The 21180-nt window shown below is 56.3% G+C and carries 16 protein-coding genes; 10 read left to right on the plus strand and 6 right to left on the minus strand.

The window, feature by feature from the left end; all coding sequences use genetic code 11:
* Window positions 1-62: 62 nt before the first annotated feature.
* Complete coding sequence (locus WX88_RS09965; RefSeq protein WP_046244202.1) at window positions 63-452, minus strand: ArsR/SmtB family transcription factor; 390 nt, start codon at window positions 450-452, stop codon at window positions 63-65.
* A gap of 101 nt (window positions 453-553) precedes the next feature.
* On the opposite strand from WX88_RS09965, the gene WX88_RS09970 reads away from it, so the two are divergent.
* Window positions 554-1240 (plus strand): carboxypeptidase-like regulatory domain-containing protein, encoded by a 687-nt coding sequence (locus WX88_RS09970; protein ID WP_046244203.1) that lies wholly within the window; start codon window positions 554-556, stop codon window positions 1238-1240.
* 228 nt (window positions 1241-1468) lie between these two features.
* Entirely contained in the window at window positions 1469-2842 is a 1374-nt protein-coding gene (locus WX88_RS09975; RefSeq protein WP_046244204.1) for an NAD(P)/FAD-dependent oxidoreductase, read from the plus strand.
* 176 nt (window positions 2843-3018) lie between these two features.
* On the opposite strand, the gene WX88_RS09980 is transcribed toward WX88_RS09975, so the two are convergent.
* The 5 genes from WX88_RS09980 to WX88_RS10000 form a co-directional block, all read right to left on the minus strand.
* A complete protein-coding gene (locus WX88_RS09980; RefSeq protein WP_046244205.1) occupies window positions 3019-4308 on the minus strand; it encodes a M16 family metallopeptidase in 1290 nt (429 codons plus the stop codon).
* A 103-nt stretch (window positions 4309-4411) separates the two neighbouring features.
* The gene (porV, locus tag WX88_RS09985; RefSeq protein WP_046244206.1) at window positions 4412-5635 is read right to left on the minus strand and encodes a type IX secretion system outer membrane channel protein PorV; all 1224 of its coding nucleotides are present in this window, start codon (window positions 5633-5635) and stop codon (window positions 4412-4414) included.
* A gap of 47 nt (window positions 5636-5682) precedes the next feature.
* On the minus strand, window positions 5683-9669 hold the full coding sequence (porU, locus tag WX88_RS09990; protein ID WP_046244207.1) for a type IX secretion system sortase PorU: 3987 nt from the start codon (window positions 9667-9669) through the stop codon (window positions 5683-5685).
* A gap of 146 nt (window positions 9670-9815) precedes the next feature.
* The gene (locus WX88_RS09995) at window positions 9816-10511 is read right to left on the minus strand and encodes a CDP-alcohol phosphatidyltransferase family protein (RefSeq protein ID WP_046244283.1); all 696 of its coding nucleotides are present in this window, start codon (window positions 10509-10511) and stop codon (window positions 9816-9818) included.
* A gap of 75 nt (window positions 10512-10586) precedes the next feature.
* Window positions 10587-11228, minus strand: a complete 642-nt coding sequence (locus WX88_RS10000; RefSeq protein ID WP_046244208.1) for an MBL fold metallo-hydrolase — start codon at window positions 11226-11228, stop codon at window positions 10587-10589.
* A 227-nt stretch (window positions 11229-11455) separates the two neighbouring features.
* Between WX88_RS10000 and WX88_RS10005 the strand changes: the two genes are divergently transcribed.
* The 8 genes from WX88_RS10005 to WX88_RS10040 all read left to right on the plus strand — a co-directional run bounded on the left by WX88_RS10005 (window position 11456) and on the right by WX88_RS10040 (window position 21172).
* On the plus strand, window positions 11456-12532 hold the full coding sequence (locus WX88_RS10005) for an NAD(P)/FAD-dependent oxidoreductase (RefSeq protein WP_052732549.1): 1077 nt from the start codon (window positions 11456-11458) through the stop codon (window positions 12530-12532).
* A 197-nt stretch (window positions 12533-12729) separates the two neighbouring features.
* Window positions 12730-16020 carry a PD40 domain-containing protein gene (locus WX88_RS10010; RefSeq protein ID WP_052732550.1) on the plus strand — a complete coding sequence of 1097 codons (3291 nt, stop codon included), beginning with the start codon at window positions 12730-12732 and terminating at the stop codon, window positions 16018-16020.
* A gap of 182 nt (window positions 16021-16202) precedes the next feature.
* Window positions 16203-17729, plus strand: coding sequence for a right-handed parallel beta-helix repeat-containing protein (locus WX88_RS10015; RefSeq protein ID WP_046244209.1), 1527 nt, complete (start codon window positions 16203-16205; stop codon window positions 17727-17729).
* Window positions 17730-17786: 57 nt separating this feature from the next.
* Entirely contained in the window at window positions 17787-18455 is a 669-nt protein-coding gene (locus WX88_RS10020; protein WP_046244210.1) for a heme exporter protein CcmB, read from the plus strand.
* 35 nt (window positions 18456-18490) lie between these two features.
* Window positions 18491-19246, plus strand: coding sequence for a cytochrome c biogenesis protein CcsA (gene ccsA / locus WX88_RS10025; RefSeq protein WP_082115953.1), 756 nt, complete (start codon window positions 18491-18493; stop codon window positions 19244-19246).
* Window positions 19236-19478: a CcmD family protein gene (locus WX88_RS10030; RefSeq protein WP_046244211.1), complete on the plus strand. Its 243-nt coding sequence runs from the start codon at window positions 19236-19238 to the stop codon at window positions 19476-19478. The genes ccsA and WX88_RS10030 overlap by 11 nt, the downstream gene beginning before the upstream one ends.
* A 103-nt stretch (window positions 19479-19581) precedes the next feature.
* Window positions 19582-20007: a cytochrome c maturation protein CcmE domain-containing protein gene (locus WX88_RS10035; protein WP_046244212.1), complete on the plus strand. Its 426-nt coding sequence runs from the start codon at window positions 19582-19584 to the stop codon at window positions 20005-20007.
* Between the two features lie 85 nt (window positions 20008-20092).
* Window positions 20093-21172, plus strand: a complete 1080-nt coding sequence (locus tag WX88_RS10040) for a hypothetical protein (protein ID WP_046244213.1) — start codon at window positions 20093-20095, stop codon at window positions 21170-21172.
* Window positions 21173-21180 lie beyond the last annotated feature (8 nt).

The following is a 21180-nucleotide window of genomic DNA, read 5'->3' on the forward strand; positions in this document are numbered from 1 at the left end:
CTAGGTTACGGATGTAAATTAGAACTTGAATACTTGCTGCTTAACCCGTTAGCAACAAGCATTCATTTTGCGCCGTGCCAGTGCCGGTTTTGTAGCTTATACGCAGCTAGCTCGCGGTTCGACCACAGGGTTTGGTATACTTGCTGGTCGTGCAGCAGCAGCGGGTCTTTTTCCATGAAGCTAAGCAACTCTTGCAGCAAGTCTACTGCCTCTTCCTTCAGGAAGTAGTACATCCAATTGTCGAGCCGACGCACACTCACTAAACCAGCATTCTTGAGATACAATAATTGCCGGCTGGTTTTGGTCTGGGTAAAGTCGAGGACCTGTTCTAAATCAGCCACTACCATTTCCCGGTTGCGCCACAGCAAATGCAGGATGCGCACCCGGCTTTCGTCGCCCAACGATTTAAAAAGTTGCTGCCCAAAAGCAACCGTGAAATGTTTCAAGCGCATCTACTGTCTGGGAAGAGGGAACTTGCTCTTCGTTCTTTCTGCCCAAAGTTACAATCAGCCCCGCCCCTTGCACCGTATATTTGTCCTTCCCACTCCCGAACATGCCTGATTCCTTGCGCCTTCGTCGCTTCTCCTTGCTCTTTGCCGTGGCCCTGCTGGGTGTGCTGCTGCTGGCGGCTCCCTCGGCCCATGCCCAGGGCAAGCGCCGGGTAATCCAATTTACTGGCATCGTGGCCACTGGCGACAGCCTGCTGGGTGTGCCCGGTGCCACCATCTACGTGCCCAAGGCCGGCCGGGGCACCGCCTCCAACTCCTACGGCTACTTCTCAATGGCCGTGTTAGCCGGCGACAGCATCGTGATTCGCTCGCTGGGCTACGCCAATCAAACCATTGTCATTCCGCCCGATTTCCAACGCCAGAGCTACTCCGTTATTATTCAGCTGAAGGAAGACGCCACCATGCTTGGGGAGGTACGCGTGTTCCCCTATACTACCGAGCGGGACTTCAAAAAGGCTTTTCTGGCCCTGCGCCTGCCCACCGAGCGCGGCAGTGCCGCCGCCGATAACCTGAACGAGGAGCTGATGAACCGCATCTTCCGAACCCAGCCCATGGGCGCGGTGGCCAACTTCCGCCAAACCATGCAGACGCAGCAGTACGACTATGACCGCCGCCAGGGCATGGCCCCCAACCAGTACTCTAACAACCCCTTGCTCAACCCTTTCAGCTGGCTACAATTGATTCAGCAAGTGAAAAGAGGAGAGTTTAAAAAGAAGAACAACGACGACTGACCACAGATTTGACGGATTTTAACCGATTAAACGGACTTTTTATCGTTCCACGCAAACTGGTAACCAAACAATTGGCTTTCATTAGCTTGTTTAGGTTGATTGTGGAGGATTCCAAATGGTTGGTGACTGACCTTTCCGCCAGTAGCGGAAGGTTCTAAGCGTCAAAAACCAGACGGTAACCACAAAAAATCCGTTTAATCGGTTAAAATCCGTTTAATCTGTGGTCCTATGGATACGAACCTTCCTGTTTCGGGCAACCCACGCGTGGTCATTATCGGCTGCGGGTTCGGAGGCCTTCGCTTAGCCAAAGCCCTACGCCACGCCCCCGTGCAAGTGGTGGTGGTCGACCGTAATAATTACCATAATTTCCAGCCGCTGCTTTATCAGGTAGCCACTGGCGCTCTTGAGGCTGATAGTATTGCCTATCCTATTCGCAAGATTTTCGCGGGCCAAAAGAATTTCTATTACCGCATGGCCGATGTGCAGCGGGTCGACCCCGCCAGCAATACGGTTTTTACCAGCGTTGGCGACATCCGCTACGACTATCTGGTGCTAGCTACTGGCTCGCTCACTAACTTCTTCGGCCTGGAAAGCATCGAGCGCAACGCAATGCAAATCAAGAGCATTCCAAACGCGCTGAATCTGCGGAGCTTCATTTTTCAGAATTTCGAAAAAGCGCTGCTCACCGATAATCCCGAAGAAAAGCAGGCGCTGCTCAATATTGTCGTAGTTGGCGGCGGCCCCACCGGCGTGGAAGTCAGCGGCTCGTTGGCTGAAATGCGCAAGCACGTGCTCCCCAAAGACTACCCCGAGCTGGACCTGCAAGCCATGCAAATCTTTCTGGTCGAAGCCGGGCCGGCCTTGCTCGGGCCGATGTCGCCCGCCTCGCAAACCGACGCCAAGCGCTACCTCGACGAGCTAGGCGTAACGGTGCGCCTAAACACTTCCATCAAGAAATTTGAGAACTGCCGGGCCTATTTCTCAGATACCGAATACATCCCGACGGAAAACCTCGTGTGGGCCGCCGGCGTGAACGGTGCCGAAGTCCCCGGCCTGCCTACCGAAGTAGTGGCTCGCAACAAGCGCATCAATGTGAACCGCTGGAACCAAGTGGTGGGCCTACCCAACGTGTTTGCCATCGGCGACGTGGCTAATATGGTGACCGACGACATGCCACGTGGCCTGCCCATGCTTGCACCCGTGGCCCAACAGCAAGCTGACCAGTTGGGCGAAAACCTTCAACGCCTGCTGCGTGGCGAAATGCCCAAAGACTTTGTGTATACTAACAAGGGGGTAATGGCTATCGTGAGCCGCAACAAGGCCGTGGTAGATTTGCCCAAGAACGTACATTTCAACGGCTTTTTCGGCTGGCTGACTTGGTTGTTTGTCCACCTGATGACGCTAGTGGGCTTCCGCAACAAAGTAGTGGCGTTTGTTGACTGGGCCTTCAGCTACTTCAGTTCCGACCAAGCTTTGCGCCTTATTATTCGGCCCTTCAGCCGCAAGGATATGAAAGACGACAAGGGCAAAAAAAGCGCCGAGCATCGCACTGCCACGCCCCAATACAACCCAACGCCCCCGGCCATCCAAGCGCCTGCTTAGCAAGACGCTCCTCTTGATAAACGGTCCTGCCGGGCTTACCGAGACATCTCTACCGCACAACTATTAGCGCGATAAAAGTCTTTCGGCAAGCCTAGCAGGACCGTTCTTTTTCTCATTCAACTATCGTCTTGCCAGAAGGCAGTTAAGTATTGATTTAACTGCCTTCTGCTGAGTACTTATGAAACCGGACCCGCAATTACAACCTGCATGGCCTCAGGACTGAAATACTGCTGCGCTAACTCCCGCAAGGTTTCGGCGTCCGCGGCCTCCGTCTGTTGCACAAATTCGGTGTAATAATCAGCTGGTAAGCCCTGAAAGATGATGTTTTTGTATTTGTCACACTGCTCGAATACCGTGGACAATTCGTTTGCAAACTTGCCGAGGATGTAGTTTTTGACCGTTTCCAGCTCTTCGGCCGGAATCAGCTCTTCCTGCAAGCGCCGCAATTCCATTTGAATCTCGCTCACTGCAAAGTCCGCACTTTCACCTTTCACATCGGTGCCGATAACGAGCGAAGTGCCATACTCGCGCGGCGCCACGCTCGCATAAATGCCGTATGTCAGGCCCTTATCCTCGCGGATATTCCGCATCAGGCGCGAGCCGAAATACCCGCCAAACACATTCACTAACAGCTTCAGGCGATGGGTTTCGGGGTGCTTGAGGCTCGGCCAGCGGCGCCCCATGCGCACGGAAGCCTGCAAGCTACCAGCTACCGCTACCTGGTCGGCAGCAAGGGGCATCAACTCTTCTGAGGCAGCAAGGTTATAATTCGGCGCAGCCACTGATTGCGAAGCGGCGGGGCCCACACTAAACGCCGCGGCCACCAACTCCCGCTCAGCAGCTACGTCGCCGCACAAAAATACCTCGGCATTGCCAAACACATAGGCCGCCTGATGGAATGCCCGGGCTTCTTCGGCAGTCAAGGATTGGTAAGCGACGCTGTCGAAGGGTCGGCCATAAGGAGTCTCCGCGCCGAATAGCAGCTCATTAAACCGCTCAGAAGCCAAGTAGCTGGTTTTTTGACGCTCTACACTTATGTTTTGAATGGTGCGGGTTTTCAGCTGTTCCAGTTCGGCGACCGGAAAGGCCGGGTTCGTAAGCACATCAGTTACCAGGGGCAACAAAACGGGCAGGTGCCGGGTAAGACAATAAAGGGTGAGCGTGGAGCGGTCGAAGCCCGCGTCACACTCCAATGAGGCGCCGTAGAAGGCCGTTTCATCGGCAATCTGGCGGGCAGTGCGGGTGGTGGTGCCCTCCAGCAGCATGCGGGCGGTGAGGGAGGCCAGGCCAGGACGAGTTTCGGCCACTTTGCCAGCCCGGAACACCACTTGCAGGCGTACTACGGGCTGGGCATCATTGGCCAGCACGTGCAGACGAGCACCACTGGATAGTGAAAACACATCAGCCGCGGGCAGCGTGACGCGGGCCAGCGGCTGAACAGGAGGAGCGACGGTACGGTCGAGCATGTATGAAGAGTCAAAAGGAATAGAAAGGAAAGCTACTGAATAGCAAACTCCCCTCCTCGCATGAGAAGGGGAGCCGTTGTGCAAGCAATTAAACTAAAAGGCGTTAGTTCGATGGGGCGTCGCCGCTGGTGCCACCGGCACCGTTTTCATCAAACGCCTCGGACAGCTTATTCAGGTTGAAGTGCAGCGATATCCGGATGGTTTGGGCCAGCGGGTTGTTCTGCGAGTTATTACCAGTTGGTACCAAGTAGGTGCCATCGATGCCGAACACTTGGTAACGCACGCCCAAACCCAGACTGGCGTATTGCCGGTCACCTTTGTCGGGCGCTTCGTAGAAGTAGCCACCCCGCACATACAGTAGGTTATTGTAATTGTATTCGAGACCAGTCGACAGGTTGATTTCGCGCAATTCTTCTTTAAAACCTCCGGGAGCATCGCTGAAGGAGTTGAATATGCCACTAACGAGACCTTGCTGAGCGCGCTCATTATTTTTCGCTACGATTCCTGGGTTGTTAGGCGGTACGCCTTTCTCGTAGTACGGCGAAGGCACCAGTAGTTTGCTCGCGTCAAACACCAGCGTTATTTTATTATACTGGTCAATCTCGCGGGTTAGGGCGGTACCCAGCTTGAGAGTGGTGGGCAGGAAGCTTGGGTTTTCGACGTCGTTATAAGTAATCTTGTTACCGATGTTCGACACCGAACCGCCGAAAGCTACGTTGTAAAGTCCAGTACCAATGGTCACGTCTTTAGAATAATAGGCGCCCAAATCAACCGCGGCCGCGTTGCCGGGCCGAGCGTCGTTGCCGTTCACTGTACCCACGAGGTTGGAGCGGACGTACCGAGCGGAGGCACCAACCCCGAAATTATCTGTCAATTGCAGGCCATAGGACACTGTGAGGGCGTATTCTCTCGGGCTAAAAGAACCATTAGGCAGGTTAGCACCAGTCCGGTAGTCGATAGTGCCCAAATCGAAATACATCAGCGAAGCCCCAAAGGCCGAGCGCTCCCCAATTTTACCGTAGCCCGAGAGAAACGACAGGCTCATGTCGTCGGTAACGTTGCGCAGCCAAGGTGAATACGAAACCGAGGCCGAGTACTTATACGGCACAAAGCCCAATTTGCCCGGATTGAAATAGGCCGAGTTGGCATCGGGGGAGGTAGCGACCCCGGCTTCACCCAACGCCGACGCACGCGCATCAGGACTGAGGGTGAGAATGGGAACGGCCGTCGTGATAGTGGTTTGGTCGGTTTGGGCCTGGGAAGTCCCTGCCACAAGCAACAAGCCGGCTAACAGCGCCGAGCGCGAATTGGAAAAGAGAGGCTGCATAGAAGAGTAAAAAGAAGGCCATACGCGGCCCGGGCGCAAATAAAGTCTTAATTGAGGATGACGAGTTTCTCGTATTTCGAAGCCGTAGAATTGTTATGCGGTGAACGTACGCTCAACCGATATACGTATACACCACGCGCCAATTGGTCATTGTATTCGTCGCGGCCATTCCAGGTAATGCTGCGCTGATGGGCTTCGGTGCTGGGCACCACGGCCGTCAGGGTGCGCACCAAATGGCCAGCCACGGTAAAAATCTGCACTTGCACCTCCAAGTTGTCGGGTTCGCCACCCGCCTGATTGTGGTCGAAGAAGAACGTAGTAGAGTTGGCAAACGGATTGGGATAGTTCAGCACGTGGTCGAGAGCCAGCTTTTCATTGCGAGCCACCAAAAACTCAATCTCTTTTTCCGAAGAGTTATTGTACGTATCCCAAGCTTTTAAGCTCAATGAATGCGGTCCCGTCGGTAGGTCTTTGAAAAGATTTTTTACGTTACCAGAACGGAAGTCACCCACCTCAGAGACGTAGCTCTCATTCAGTATCAGCTGTTTGCTTGGGTCGTGGTCGAGGATGGCTGTAATGTCGTGACCAATGCCAGCGCCGGTTGTATTGATGCCATTGTCGTCGCTGAGCTTGGCCAATAAGGTGGTAGTCTGTCCAGTAAGCCCCCCGAATACGAAAGTGTAATTATCCATAAACAGGTTAATGACAGGCGGTGTATCGTCTTTCGGGGCATTAGGGTCAGCGCCGCCGACTGGCTTGGACCGGTAGCCCTGGGCGTCGATGTTATTACTACCGTCGAAAGCATACAAGCTGATTTTGCCTACTCCAGGGCTGTAGTTGATGTCCTTGGGGACCACGAAAGTTAGGGTGAACACGCCATTCTGCACATTAGCCTGCCCACCATAAATCACGCTTTCCTGAATTTTTACCGGCTGCGGATTAACGCCCTCATCGCCTAAGGTCTTTACTTCCGTAGGCTTATCGTAGATAGTTACTTGAGCACGCCCCGTGAAATTGGAGTTCAGGGTACCGTTATTAAGTACACGGCCACGTATGCGAATCCGTGCCAGGGCTTTCAATGTGTCGGCTTCCACCCAAGCACCTGCTAACCGCTTGTTAACACTGTCCAGCACCACGGTTTGCTTGGGATAGGCTAGCGTCATACTGGGGTCAGCCAATAGCGTATAGTTACGGTTATTGATGCCGCCGGCTACTGCATAATCGTTTTTACTCAGCATCACCACCGTGCCAATGCTCGGCATTTTCCCATTAATGGGCTGTAATATCCGGCCGAAGTAGGCTTTATTAAGTCCCGCGTTCAAATTGGCCTCCACTACTCGTGTGGTGGTGAATAGGCCGATGGCGCCACCAGTCGCATTATCAGTCAGAACCTGCTCGCCAGCGGAAGTAAAGTCGGGGTTGTCGTACGTACTAAAGTCGCAGGTGCCGGTAGTAAAGAAGGTCAGGTTGGTCGGGTTACGGAGGGCCAATACAGACGCATTAGTCACAATCTGCTCATCGGCCCAGCCTTTGGGCCCACCATGACCCAGGTAGTTCACAATCAGTGACCCTTGCTCTACGGACTGGTCAATTGCGCGGTTAGCTTCGGGGGAGCGTTGGCCCGCCGATACAGCCAATTGGGGGTACAAATCCAGATATACCTTGTGTACATTGTACACTGGATAGTTACTCTCAATACTATCAGCAATGTTATCTGAGCCTCTAGAATTATCGGTAAAGAGGTTAGCCTCGGCATCATCCGAAACCAATGAAATCCGATTGCGCCATTTGCCATAGGCAGCGGGTGAATCATAGCCGATGATTTTATCCACTACCTGCCTTGCCTGTTCGGCATTGCGCGGGTCCCCTTTAGGGGTCCGAACGGGGAGCCGACCCACACCTATATCCAGTAAGTCAGCACTAGGGGGTGCTTCGCTCCACTCGCCTTCATTATCATCAAGAAAGGCATAGTAATCATCGGAACCATAGCTGGCTCCGTCATAAAAAACACCAAACGACTCGCGTGACTGATATGTTGGCACGTAGTTCTGGTTGAAAGCATCAAAGTCCGAGTCATTTTTGAAGGGCACCCGGTCCTGCTTAAACCACGTCGGCTCAAAATCTTTATTATTGGTGGGGTCCGACTTATAATCAAACGACGCGTCGCCGAACAGCAACAATTGCATTTGTTTGCCAGCGGGGGCGCGGTCGTACAGTTGCTTCATCAAGTCCCGGATAGCTGTCACGTCTTGGCCGCCAGAGCTGAACTCATTGTATACCTGCGTAGTAGTGACTACTATCGCCCGCATGTTGTCGTGACTGATGCGGTGGTTGGCCAAACGCAGAGCCTGCCCATAGAATGGCGGGTAGGTCACGATGACCAAATCAACCAGCGCGTTCGGATTGGTGTTAAGGGCGTGCAGGTCCTGATTCTCTACCTTGCCAAAGGGCCGGGGAGTACTGAATGCCCCACTCGGTTGCAGCGCTACGAACTCACGCACAGTGTCGGCGGGGGCCACGAAGCTACCGCTCACCAAAGGGCGGGCCACTGGCCGACGCGGATTAGTGACGTCCCAAACCGCAGTCCCGGCAGTGGCATTAGCTACTACATACTGGTTGCGTGCGCCAACAGCAATATTAGCCAGTGACCGGAACTCCAATTGCGAGCCGTTGAGCCGCAGCTGGCGCTGAGCATTAATTTCCAAATAGTCCAGGTAGCCACTGGCATTGGGGTCACCACTATTATAAGTCAACCCAACTTGTAAATCAGCACCCGGGTTGCCAACTACTAACTGACTAGTGGCAACACTTGAGTAAGCAATAGGATGAAAGGCCTGACCAACCAGCTGGCGTATTGACTGAGCACCTAGATTGCTACCATTCAGGGTAAGCTGGAAAGAACTGGGGATTAAGGAGCTAGCCACCAGCGACGCCGTAACGCGCACTGGCGCGCCGGGCACCAAATCGGGAATATCGGGAGTCTTGCTGAACACGAAGTCTTTCTGCCCACCGCTCCGGAATCCTTCGCCCATCCAATCACGCCCCGAGTGCAGCAGATTGATCAGGTCATGTTCGTAATAAGCACGGTAATTGAACGTAGTAATGGCCGGCGCGCTCCCGGCAGCCAGCGCCGGAGCAGTAGCCACCCGGCGGCCGGGCGTGTTGTTCACCGTCACAAAATAGTAAGTAGTGTCGGAGTAGATATTATTGCGGTGCTTGAACAAACCTCCCTGAGCTTCCCAGGTATGGGCACCGGGCGAGTAGAACAGGAAATACTCGCTATCATCAAAGACATTGTCATTATTGCTGCTAACAAACAGCACATCGTTTTCGGCCAAGTCATCGGGACGCGAGACGGCGTTGGCTTGGGGCAGGATGCCCATGGCGTTGCCATAGATGTGGAGGTTGTTGGGGTTTACACCCTGAGCATCGAGGCCCATGCTGCGCAACGTCGCCTTGTCGAGCTTATAGATGCCGCTTTCGGCCACGCCCATCTTGTACCAATCGCCGCTACGCAGCACGGAATGCTCGGCGTGGGTGCGGGTAGTGGCCGTACTGCGAGCAGCGACCTTGCCAGCACCAGATGTATAGCTGTAGTCAAACGAAACCAGCCGCTCGGGCTGGCCGGTTTGAGGACTACGGCGCACGGGGTGCAGGCTCAGGTGCGAGACCGTCAGCTTCATCTCGGTGCCCGAAACGACTTGTGGGTCCAGCCCAACGGGCAGCTTGCTTACGTTGAATAGCTTGGCATCAGTCGGCGAGAATGGTTCGTATACCGTGTTGATGACTTCACCCTGACTGACGGTGCCGTTCAGGCGCATGCTGAACCGGCCCGCTTGGTCATCCATGTCGTAATGCGCAGCGCTATAGGTTGGCACTTTCTGCTTGCGGCCGCCCTTAGTGGGCACTTCCACATAGCCCCCCCATTTGATGGTGCCGTGCACAGTAACCTTGCCGCCTGACTGGGCATTTGCTGGGGCCACTGCTCCTATTATCAAGCCCGCGAACGCAACAAAGAGGAAAAAAGAACGCATACGCTTTATGTTTTTAACAATTGCCTGCCGTTTCACTGTCCGCTAAGTAGTGGCACCGCAACAGTATAGCTGACCATCAGGTTCACCCAGCAGTGGCTTCTTAACAACCAAATAATCTATTTATTGTAGCCACCACCGCTATTTTTTTACCGCGCAGCCGTCTTGGGCACCGACAGGAGCACGTAGAGCAATACCACAAGCGGAACGGCTGCGGCCTTCAGCGCAAGCAATAATCCTGCCGTCAGCAGCAGAAACAGGAAGCGGCGTCGATTATCAGCCCAACGCAAGGTCTTAAACTTCAAGGCGAATAGCGGCAGTTCAGCCACCAGTAGCCCCGACAGTAACACTATGAGGCCCAGTAGCAGACCAGGATGTAGAATAACCGGCGCCAGCCCAAACTGGTCGTGCGCGAGAATGAGGGGCAGTGACGCCACTACGAGCGTGCACGCCGGCGTGGGCAGCCCAATAAAGGACGTGGTCTGTCGGGTATCGTTATTAAACTTAGCTAGGCGTAGCGCCGAGAAGATGCTCACAATAAAGCCTAGATAGGGCAGCCATTCCGGCAGCGCATCCGGCCCGACGCCCTGCATAAGTAACTCAAAAAATACCGCGCCCGGCACCATCCCGAACGACACCATATCGGCCAGCGAATCCAGGTCTTTGCCAATGGCTGATGACACGCGCAAGGCTCGCGCCAGGAGGCCGTCGGCGAAGTCGGCGGCAGCGGCGGCGGCTACAAAATAGGCGCCTATCTCCAGCCGTCCGGCAAAAATATGCGTGAGCGCCAAGCAGCCACACAATAAATTGAGACAGGTAACGGCGTTGGGCAGGTATCTTTTCAAAATCAATAAATATAAGAAATGAAGAGAGGCTGATAGCGGGGGCTGATGTTCTATTTTTCAGTGCCTCATTCCTCCTTAGCTTAAAAATGGGTTGCCGCGCCGCTCCTCCCCTATCGTGGTGGCCGGGCCGTGGCCGGGATATACTACGGTAGTATCAGGCAAGGTCATGAGTTCGGTATCGATGCTGTGCAGGAGCGTGGTGTGGTCGCCACCCGGCAAGTCAGTGCGGCCAATGCTGCGCTGAAATAGCACGTCGCCGCCAATGACAGTGGCCGTGGGCGCGTGGTAGAACACCACATGGCCCGGCGCATGCCCCGGAGTGAACCGTACTTCCAGCTCAGTGGCACCGAAAGTCACCGGTTGGCCAGCGACGAGTTCACCGGTGGGCTCAGCTGGCTGGTATTGCGGGAAGCCATAATTGGCCGCGTAAGTGGGCACGGCCCGCAGGGTGGGTAAGTCGAGCCGGTGTAGCAGGAATGGGGTATCAGGCCAAGTGGTCAGCACAAACTGATTACCTAGTACGTGGTCGATGTGGGCGTGGGTATTCAGCAACAGTACCACTTGAAGCCCATTGGTTTCGATGTATTGCTGCAGGGCCTGCTGCTCGGCGGGCGCGTAGCAGCCTGGGTCCACGATGGCGCACTGCTGCGTCGCATCATCAATCAGCAGGTAGGTGTTTTCAGAGAAAGCGTTGAAGGTAAAACCGACGACAGTCATACAAAAGAAGGTATCTGAGCAGTGCGGAAAGGTAAGACGAAAAGAAATGTTGTGTTTTGAGTATTGCTGCTAAAATCTTCCATTGCCTAGGAAGCGTGCGCTTTAACCACAAGCTGGCTACCTGAATGCGGGCAACTGAATAATGAGAATTGGAAAGTAAAGTTCTTTGGCTTATACTCGCTATCCATTCCGCATTCAAATTTCATCCTCGACTCTCACCCCCTTTCATGGTGGACTGTGATTTCCTGGTGGTGGGCCACGGCATTGCAGGCGCCACCCTGGCTTATGTGCTGCGTCAGCGGGGCCATCACGTACTCGTGTATGACCCTGGTCAGACTAACTCGGCCTCGAACGTAGCGGCTGGCCTCATGAATCCCGTGGCGGGCAAGCGCTTTGCCCTCACGTGGCGCGCGGCCGAACTATTGCCCTTCGCCGCCACATTTTACCGCGAGCTGGAGCAGCGCTACAACCAATCCTTCTTCATCGAAGCGCCTATCCTGAAGCTATTTGCTTCGATTGAGGAGCAGAATGCCGTGCTGGCCCGCAGCGCCGACCAGCCCTGGGGCGACTTTGTGGCCGGCTTCGTGACCGCCGACCCGAACCTACCGGGGGTACACGGTCCTTTTGGGGGAGCCTGGCTGCGGCACGGTGGCCACGTGGCGGTGCGGGAACTGCTGGCCGCTCTGGCTGCCGAGGGCACCCGCGACGGCTGGCTGCGGCCCGAAACCTTCGACTGGGCCCGCCTCGTTACCAGCCCGGCTGGCGTTACCTACGCGGAGCAGGTGCGGGCGCGGCACGTCATCTGCTGCGAAGGGGCCGGGGCTTTGCGCAATCCTTATTTCAATTGGCTGCCCCTCACCCCAAACCAGGGCGAGGTCCTCGACGTGGAGTGCGCTGACCTGAGTACGGCCCAAGTGCTTAATCGCGGTGCCTATGTAGTGCCGGTGGGAACGACGCATTTTCGGGTGGGTGCTACCTACCGGTGGCCACCCTTTACCGACGGTCCCACCGCGGTAGGACGCGAAGAACTGGCGGCCCGGCTCACGGTCATCACCGACCTGCCATTTACCGTGACGGGGCAGCAAGCCGGCGTACGGCCGGCCGTGCGCGACCGCCGGCCGCTGCTGGGCTCGCACCCAACCGTGCCCATGTTAAGCTTTTGCGGCGGCTACGGCTCCAAGGGCGTGATGCTGGCCCCGCGGCTCGCCGTGATGCTGGCTGATTGGCTGGACGGACGGGGTGAAATTTGGGCCGATGCGAGCCTGCAACGGTACAACGCGCTCCGGCCAGTTGGCGTAGGTTGAGTACTATTGCAGACCGCTCTGGCGGAGCTTATGTGCTGTTTAAATATTCAAACTGTGATGGCATAACAATTCTGCGCTAAAAGCCTTTACTTCAAGCCTGCACCAGCCACCAGCTGCTAAGCAGAACGGCCGCTGGCTTTCGCAAAAATTTTAGCGTCATCGCGGAATTATTTTCGCCTTTGCTCGTTGCTTCTTCTATGACCATTTCATTATTCACGAAGCGCACGCTGGGGGCCCTGGCGCTGCTGTTGCCCTTGCTACTCATCCGCACGGTCCAGGCCCAGACGGCGCAGGAGCCATTTGGCCGGGTACGCATTCAGTACAAGCAGTTTCAGTGGAAGCAACTGACTACCCAAAACTTTGTCGTGATGTATTACGACGGCGGCGAGGCCAGTGCCCGCCGAGCGGCAGACTACGCGGAAAAGGAGTTGCAGCGTATCACGGCGCTCATCGGCTACTATCCTTATTCCAAAACCACCATGCTGTTTTACAATTCGGTGGGTGACCTGCGGCAGAGCAATATCGGCCTCACTGCCACTCAGCAGCAGATAAATGGTGGCGAAACTCCACTGGCCCGCATGAGCAAGGTGCAAATAGCCTTTGGCGGCCAGGAGACCGAGTTTAAGCGCGTGCTAAGCACCCAAATTACCGAGGTGCTGCTGAACGACATGATGTATGGCGGCTCGCTAAAGGAAGTACTGCAAAGCAGCTACCTGTTGCAGCTACCGGATTGGTTTATCGGGGGTGCGTCGGCCTACGCAGCTGAGGGCTGGAGCGTGGAAATGGATGGCTTCATGCGCGACATGAGCAAACAGTATCCCACTGGCACCCGCACGGCACCATTCTTTTTGCGCAGCTCCACGCTAGCCGGCCAGAGCATATGGAACTATGTGGCCGAGCGCTACGGCTACACCACTATTCAGAACATTCTCAACCTTACACGCATTACCCGCGACGTGGAAGTGGGCTTTAGTTCGTCGCTAAACGTCCCGTTTAAAGTGTTTCTGAAAGATTGGCTGACTTACTACCGTGAGTTGAATGGGCAGCCTACTGCCACCCTAGTGGAGCCGGACAAGAAGTTTCGCCAGGGCGGGCGCAACCGCCATGCCGACGTGTTTTCGCAGCCTATCATGAGTCCCAACGGGCAGCTGGTGGCTTACGCTCAGAACGAGCAAGGCCGCTACCGCGTGGTGGTGGTGAATCGTGACGGTACCCACCGCCATACTCTAAGCCGCGGCGGCCATAAAACTCCTGACCAACAAATAGAAACCCGCCTGCCCGTGCTGGCTTGGCGCGGCAATTCCCAGGTAGCGGTGGCCGAAATGAGCCGGGGCGAAATGACCCTGCACCTGCGCGATGCCGATGGCCGCGGCCTGCTGCGCCGGATGGGCGAGGCCATCCGGTTTTCGCGACCGACTTCGTTGTTTGCCGCCTACGACCAAGTACTTAGCATGAGCTATTCGCCCGATGGTAAAGCTTTGGTGTATAGCGCCGTGCGAGACGGACAGAATGACATCTACCTCCTTCGCGCTGGCAGCCGCAAGCCGGAGCAACTCACCAACGACTTGTTCGATGACGTGCAGCCGGTGTTTTTGCCGGGTGGGCAGGGCATCGTATTTAGCTCCAACCGTTATTTGGACTCGGCAGGGCGAGCGCGGCCGGCTACCTTCCAAAACGTAGTGAACAACTACGACTTGTTCGTTTACCACCTGGACCAGCGGGCCATACCAGTTGAGACGCTGGTAAGCACTATTTCGAATGAAACCCGCCCCCGCGCCATTTCCGATGATGAAATTCTGTACCTGGGTGAGGAAAGCGGCGTGCGCGCCCTGTACCGGTATTCGTTGAAGACCAAGCAGCGCACTCCCCTTACCAACTGGCTGCCCAACACGCAGGATTTTGATTATAGCCCGTTAACCTCAGCGCTGGTGTTTGTGGCTCCCGCGCAGGCCCGCGACATCCTGTACCTCTATCCCGAATACCCGCTGCCCGCCGCGCTGCCCCTCGTTAAGACTGCCCGCCAGCAAACCTTGGAAGACCGGTCCGCCCCGCCGCGCACGGCCGCCCCAGCCAAGCCGACCGATGCCGCAGCTACGGCCACAGCGCCACAAACGCCGGCACCAGCTTCAACGGCTGGTACGGTTCCGGCCGATTCTACAGCTACACCGTTCCCGGCTGGTCCCAAGCGCGGCAAGGCCAATGAGGCTGTGAATATCAGTGACTATCAGTTTGAAGAAGACGAGCCCGCGCAGCCCTCCCCAACCAAGCGGCGGCGCTTCACCCCTACCGCTGCTTCGACGGCGGCGCAGGCTCAGGCTACGGCACCGCAGCAGACTGGCCCCTTCCGATACGATACCCGCTTCATGGCTGACAATGTCTCCACAGCTTTGTTCGTGGACCCGCTGCTGGGCTTAGGCCTGCAGTTCAGGGCGGCTCTGACGGATGTGCTGGAGAATCAGCGCATCGACGCCAGCTTATTTGGCTTGTTCGATTTGCGCACCAGCAACATCCGGGCGTCTTACACTAACCTGACTCACCGCTACGACTGGAGCATTTCCTATCAGAAGCAGGCTTATTTCTTTGATATTGCAAATGGCCGCTACCGCTATGGGCGCCATGAAATAGCCCCTACCATTGCTTATCCGCTCACTCACAACCTGAGCGTGCGCGGCGGCCCCCGCTATGTGAATATCTCCCGGACCCGGCTGATTGACGTATCGACCGCCGACGACCAGAATTATAACTACCTCGGCTATAATAGCGAGTTGGTGTTCGACAACAGCGTTGCCACGGGGGTAAACATGGTGGTCGGCACTCGCTTGAAAGCCAGCTTTTCAAGCCAAAAAAGCTTAAAAAACAAAGAGTTGAACTTCGATAAGCTGGTCATTGACCTGCGGCATTACCAGAAAATCAGCCGTTCCATCGTCTGGGCTAACCGGGCTAGCTACGGGCAGTTTTTCGGAGCCCGGCCTCAGATATTCCGAATTGGGGGCATGGATAACTGGCTGAACGCTGATTACGAAGGCAGCCGCTTTCTGCCCGACTATTCGGCTCCTGACCAGGTATTCAATCAGGAATTTGTCACCAACCTGCGCGGCTTCGACTATAGCACCCGCACTGGTCCGCGCTACTTGGTATTCAATAGTGAGTTGCGCATTCCCATTGTACAGTACTTTGCCCGCAAGCCTATTTATTCCGGCTTCTTCCGCAACCTGCAAATTGTCGGCTTTGCCGATGCAGGCACGGCCTACTCGGGTACCAATCCCTTTGGCACAGACAATTCAGCGAATACCCAACCGGTTTTCCCTCCTGGCAACTACTTCTCCGCCACGGTAATTAACTTCCGTAACCCCTTCCTCATCGGCTACGGCGTGGGAGCTCGCACCACTTTGTTAGGCTTCTACGGTAAAGCTGACGTGGCCTGGGGCCAGGAGGATTATGTGACCAAGGGTCCGAAGTTCTACTTCACGTTGGGCTACGACTTCTAAGCTGAAGTTGAAACTCTTCTAAACGTAGAAAGGCCCGCTGCATCTAAGCAGCGGGCCTTTCTACGTTTAGAAGAGTTTCACAACCTGTATTCGTCCGTCTTCTTTTTCTTCTTCGAAAGATGAGCCGCGGCTAAGGTGCCCACGGAAAACGACCTTTGCATCTGAAACCTGCGTCAACAACTATGAAAAAACTAATTCTATTCTCTCTCCTAACTCTTTTCGGCACCCATGCCCAGGCCCAGTACCAGACGCCCGGCACTGGCGTGCGCTGGACCCTGGCTCAACTGGCCGCCGCTCCCACCTCGAACGTAGTACTTACCGGGCCGAATGCCTACGCCGTGAATGGCAACCTCCGCCTCAGCCCGACCGATACCCTCAGTATCACGACCAACGCCACGCTGCGCCTGACCTCATTGGCACAGGTAAGTATTGATGGGATATTGCTGGTGAACCCGCAGGACTCGGTTAAAATCACGGCCCAAGTGAGCTCAGCCCCGTTTCATAGCTTTGCGTTTTCGGCTACCAGCCAGGGCTCGCAGCTGCGTAAAACCATTGTGGAGTATGGTGGCGGCATCCGGGTGCTCGATAACGACTTGCTGTTGGATAGCTGCGTGGTGCGCTATCAGGTGGCCCGCATTGGCAGCACCAATACCAACAGCGGGGCCATCAGTCTGTCGGGCGGAGCCCCGCGCATCCTCAACTGCCAGATTTATGATAATGCCCGCTCCGGCATCCAGAGTTCGGCTAACCGCGGCACCTCGCCACTGATTCAAAACTGCTTGCTCCGCAACAACGGCACTGAAAACGGCAACTATCCACAGGTGAATCTGGGGGCCGGAGGCGCCACGCCAGCTGTGATTGAGCGCTGCCGCATTACGGGCCGCCATAATATGGCCGGCGGCATAGCCGTGGCCAATTTGGTGGGCAGCAGGGGCACTTCGCAAGTGCACATCCGCCGAAACCGTATTGCCAACAACCGCTATGGCATCACGCTGCTCGGGACCAATATTGCCGCCGTAGTCACCCGCAATATCATCGAGAACAACAATACTAATCCAAACGTCCTCACGAGTGGCAGCGGCATCAACGTGCAAGGCGGAGCCACCCTCACGGGCGTGGCGAGTCGCAACGTGCTGCGCGGTAACCTCTGGGGTGTCACCGTATTGCGCGCCTCCCTAACTAGCCCCGCGCCGGGCCCCACCATCAGCTTCGGCGATGTGAGCAGCTCCGACAGCCTGAACGTGGGCCTCAACCAGCTCTATAATAATGGCAACGGTGGTCAGGTGTACGACTTCTACGTGGAAATGCCCGACAACCTGCTGGCCCAGAACAACGACTGGGGCACGAACTCACTGGCCACCATCGAAAGTCACATCGTGCATCAGGTAGACCGCCCAGCACTGGGTTTGCTCAACTTCCAGCCTATTCGACAAACCACCGTGTTGAATACCCGTGGAGCCGCCAATCAGCTTGGGCTTAGCGCCTACCCCAACCCAGTGCGTCAGCTACTAACCCTGCGCCTACCTACCAGCACGCCCGCTGTGGTACGCCTGCGCGATGCTCTAGGCCGCATCGCCTACACCGCCGAGCGGGTTCCGACGGCCGGGGAACTGGCGGTGCCGGTGGCCGGGCTGGCGCCGGGGCTGTACTTGCTGGAGGTGAGGCAGCAGGGGCAAACGGCCACGGCAAAAGTGGCTGTTGGAGAATAATTCAGGACGGGTTAGGTCGTATCTTTGCGGCCCGAAACTGAACTACACCCCGTGCCCTTGCTCCGCGAAATTTCCACCTTGCTAGCCAAAGACTTCCGCCTCGAATGGCGGCAGCGGGCGGCACTGGGTGGACTGCTGCTGTACGTGGGCAGCACGGTGTTCGTGTGCTTTCTAAGCTTCAGCCTACGGGGTGGCACGCCCCCACCCCCAGCCTGGAATGCGCTGCTGTGGGTCATCTTGCTGTTCGCCGCCATCAATGCTGTGGCGAAGGGATTTATGCAGGAAAGCCCCGGCCAGCGCCTCTACTACTACACGCTGGTACGGCCCCAGGCCATTATTCTGGCTAAAATGCTTTACAATGCCCTTCTATTGGCGGTAGTGGCATTGCTGGGGCTGTTTCTCTACACGGTGTTTCTGGGCAATCCGATTCAGGATGCGCCGTTGTTTGTGGCCAACCTCCTGCTCGGAGCAGTGGGGTTTGCGACTACACTCACGCTGGTGTCGGGCATCGCGGCCAAGGCCGGCGGCAACAGCGCGACGCTCATGGCCGTGCTCGGCTTCCCACTGATGGTACCGATGCTGCTGCTACTCATCAAAGTAAGTAAGAATGCGCTGGATGGGTTGGACTGGAGCGTGAGCCAAAGCGCAGTTCTGACGCTGGTGGCCTTGAACATGATTGTGGCCGCGACGTCGTACGTGTTGTTTCCTTTTTTGTGGCGCGGCTAGCTCGCCATTTTCGCGCCTGAGTTGTTGGTACTGTTATGACTACTGCAAGAATTATAGGTTCCCTGCTGGGCGTGGTTTTCACGGTGTTGGGTGTGTGGGGTGGTCAGCGACTAATTGAGCAACGCACTCCCGGCCTGGTGTGGAAGACCCTGACGGTGCTGCTGCTGATTGCGGCTTCGGCCGTGGGCATCCTGGTGCCAGTGCCGCCCCTGCCCATCGTGAACGAGAGCATCCGCAACCTGTTTTTTCACGTGCCGATGTGGTTTTCGATGATAACTGTGCTTTTGGTATCGGTGTGGTATTCCATCTTGTACCTGCGTGCGCCTTCGACGCGGCTGGATGTGCTGGCCCACGAGTCGGTCAAAACGGGCATCGTGCTGGGCTTACTCGGCCTGGCTACGGGCAGCATGTGGGCCCGATTCACCTGGGGCGCTTGGTGGACGCCCGACCCGCGCCTGAATGGCGCGGCCGTGGCCATGCTCATCTATGGGGCCTACTTGGTGCTGCGCGGCTCATTCCGCGACGAACAGCAGCGGGCCCGCGTGTCGGCTATCTACAACATTTTCGCGTTTGCGGCGGCTATCCCGCTGCTCTTTGTGCTGCCGCGTCTCAGCGGCCCCTCGCTCCACCCAGGCCAGACCGGCAACCCCGGCTTCAGCCAATACGACCTTGATAATACCATGCGGATGGTGTTTTACCCTGCCGTTATTGGCTGGATTCTCTTTGCCTTCTGGCTCACCCAGGTCAGCAGCCGCTTTGCTTTCCTGAAACTGCAACACGATGAAAATTAATTTTCTGTCGCGCCGTGCCGGCGTTTTTCTGCTGCTGATAGCTTTGCTATTTCGCACCAGCCAGGCTTTGGCCCAAACATCCGATGCTCCTGAAATGGCGGATACGCTACGCGCCAATGGCAAAATTTACGTGGTAGTAGCAGTAGTGGTCGTCATCGTGGCCGGCTTGCTGGCCTACCTCATTTCGCTCGACCGCAAAGTCAGCAAGCTTGAGCAGGAAATAAAAAAATAGCCGGGCACCCAACCCCGGCGCTAGCTGTTATCCTGCAAGCTGCTGGGGCCGCCCGCGCAACAATCAATCCGTGAAATCTCCACCATTCGACTAAGTCCGTGATATGAAGAAGTCGCACCTTTTCGTTCTGGCCATCATCGCGGTGGCCGCCGCCATCATCCTCAGCACCACTGCTGATGCCAGCGTGTACGTCGGTTTCGGCGAGGCCCGGCAGCGAGCCGCCGAGGGCAACACCACCAAAGTACACGTAGTGGGCAAGCTCCCGCGCGACGCTCAGAAGCAACCCGTTGGCCTGGAATACGACCCTATGACGGACCCCAACTACTTTGCCTTCACTCTGGTCGACACAAACCGCGTGGCCCAGCGCGTGGTCTACAACAACCCTAAACCCCAGGATTTCGATGCCTCCGAGCAAGTCGTGATTACCGGGTGCATGAAAGGCCAGGTATTTATGGCCGATAATATTCTGCTGAAGTGCCCCAGCAAATACGTGAAGAAGGACTTAAAAGGCGCCACAGCAGCTAACTAATGCGGAATTGAGAATGAGAAGTGACGGATTGGTTTTCTGCGTTGCCTGTTGCTTACAGCAGGTAAAGCACGGCCTGTTCGGCGCTTTGCTCCTTTTCCTCATTCCAGCCGTTGCTTCGGCTCAGGTGACCAACGACGACATCGAAAACCGGCGGTTACTGCGGACTGAGGAAACCATTACCTCCACTACCACCGGCTGCACCGTGCAGCGCAGCTGCGTGGATGAGCGCCTCACCGGCAAGTGTATTGAATACCACAACGACCAATGGTTTGAATTCACCCCTGCCGCTTCGGGCCGCTATTTTATCAACATCGGCGGGCAGAAATGCCGTGACGTCCGCGGCGTGCAGCTCGTGGTGCTCACGGGCAAGCCCTGCCAGCCCGCCACCTATCGGGTGCTAAGCTGCACCTCACTCGGCACGCAAGACGACGTATTTGTAACGCTGGACTCGTTGCAGGCCGGCAAGCCCTACTTGCTGGATGTGGACGGCTATCTGAAAGACTTTTGCCAGTTCTCGCTGCAGGTGAGCCGGCGTGCGGTGGGCATGCCCGTTAGCTACTTTCCACCCAGCCCTACGCGGGTGCTGCCAACGGCCAGCCACACCGTAGAGCTTAGCTGGACGATACCCGACTCGCTGGCCATGGCCCCCGCCTGCCGGGTCATGCGCCGCGAGGTTCACCAATATCGCAGCACCGAAATACGCTTGGTGCCGGTGCGGCGCGACACCTACGGGCAACCTGAAATGAATTATACCGTGACCGATACTCTCCCCGAACCGGGCACTTACGACTATCAGGTGGTCACGACCAAGGCCGATGCTGGCCCGGCCCCGGTTCGCCTGCGCCAGTGGTGGTACGCCTATGGCCCGGCCGCCACCCTGCCCGGCACCGCCGACCGCACCGTGCTGGAACTACCACTGCGCAAATACCCGGGCAATGCCCGGCTGTCAGTCGTCATCACCAACCCGGCCAGCGGGCGGGTACTGCTGGCCCGCCAACTCGTCAATCAACCCGCCAATCGGCGGCAGGCAGAAGTGCCCGTCCGCAAATGGCAGGAGGCCGGCATCGAAAAGATTGCTGTCGAAATCACTTGTCATCCGCCACGAGGTCACTTTTTCACCGATAAGCTGTTGTTAGCTCTGCCGCCCCAAGCGGCGCTGCGGTAAATTTGCCC

It is taken from the genome of Hymenobacter terrenus (genome assembly GCF_000972495.1).
Taxonomy (GTDB): domain Bacteria; phylum Bacteroidota; class Bacteroidia; order Cytophagales; family Hymenobacteraceae; genus Hymenobacter; species Hymenobacter terrenus.

Bases quoted from the DNA above. Each gene is read 5' to 3' on its own strand.
- WX88_RS09965 (WP_046244202.1), bottom strand. From the start codon at position 452: ATGCGCTTGAAACATTTCACGGTTGCTTTTGGGCAGCAACTTTTTAAA.
- WX88_RS09970 (WP_046244203.1), top strand. From the start codon at position 554: ATGCCTGATTCCTTGCGCCTTCGTCGCTTCTCCTTGCTCTTTGCCGTG.
- WX88_RS09975 (WP_046244204.1), top strand. From the start codon at position 1,469: ATGGATACGAACCTTCCTGTTTCGGGCAACCCACGCGTGGTCATTATC.
- WX88_RS09980 (WP_046244205.1), bottom strand. From the start codon at position 4,308: ATGCTCGACCGTACCGTCGCTCCTCCTGTTCAGCCGCTGGCCCGCGTC.
- porV (WP_046244206.1), bottom strand. From the start codon at position 5,635: ATGCAGCCTCTCTTTTCCAATTCGCGCTCGGCGCTGTTAGCCGGCTTG.
- porU (WP_046244207.1), bottom strand. From the start codon at position 9,669: ATGCGTTCTTTTTTCCTCTTTGTTGCGTTCGCGGGCTTGATAATAGGA.
- WX88_RS10000 (WP_046244208.1), bottom strand. From the start codon at position 11,228: ATGACTGTCGTCGGTTTTACCTTCAACGCTTTCTCTGAAAACACCTAC.
- WX88_RS10005 (WP_052732549.1), top strand. From the start codon at position 11,456: ATGGTGGACTGTGATTTCCTGGTGGTGGGCCACGGCATTGCAGGCGCC.
- WX88_RS10010 (WP_052732550.1), top strand. From the start codon at position 12,730: ATGACCATTTCATTATTCACGAAGCGCACGCTGGGGGCCCTGGCGCTG.
- WX88_RS10015 (WP_046244209.1), top strand. From the start codon at position 16,203: ATGAAAAAACTAATTCTATTCTCTCTCCTAACTCTTTTCGGCACCCAT.
- ccsA (WP_082115953.1), top strand. From the start codon at position 18,491: ATGACTACTGCAAGAATTATAGGTTCCCTGCTGGGCGTGGTTTTCACG.
- WX88_RS10030 (WP_046244211.1), top strand. From the start codon at position 19,236: ATGAAAATTAATTTTCTGTCGCGCCGTGCCGGCGTTTTTCTGCTGCTG.
- WX88_RS10035 (WP_046244212.1), top strand. From the start codon at position 19,582: ATGAAGAAGTCGCACCTTTTCGTTCTGGCCATCATCGCGGTGGCCGCC.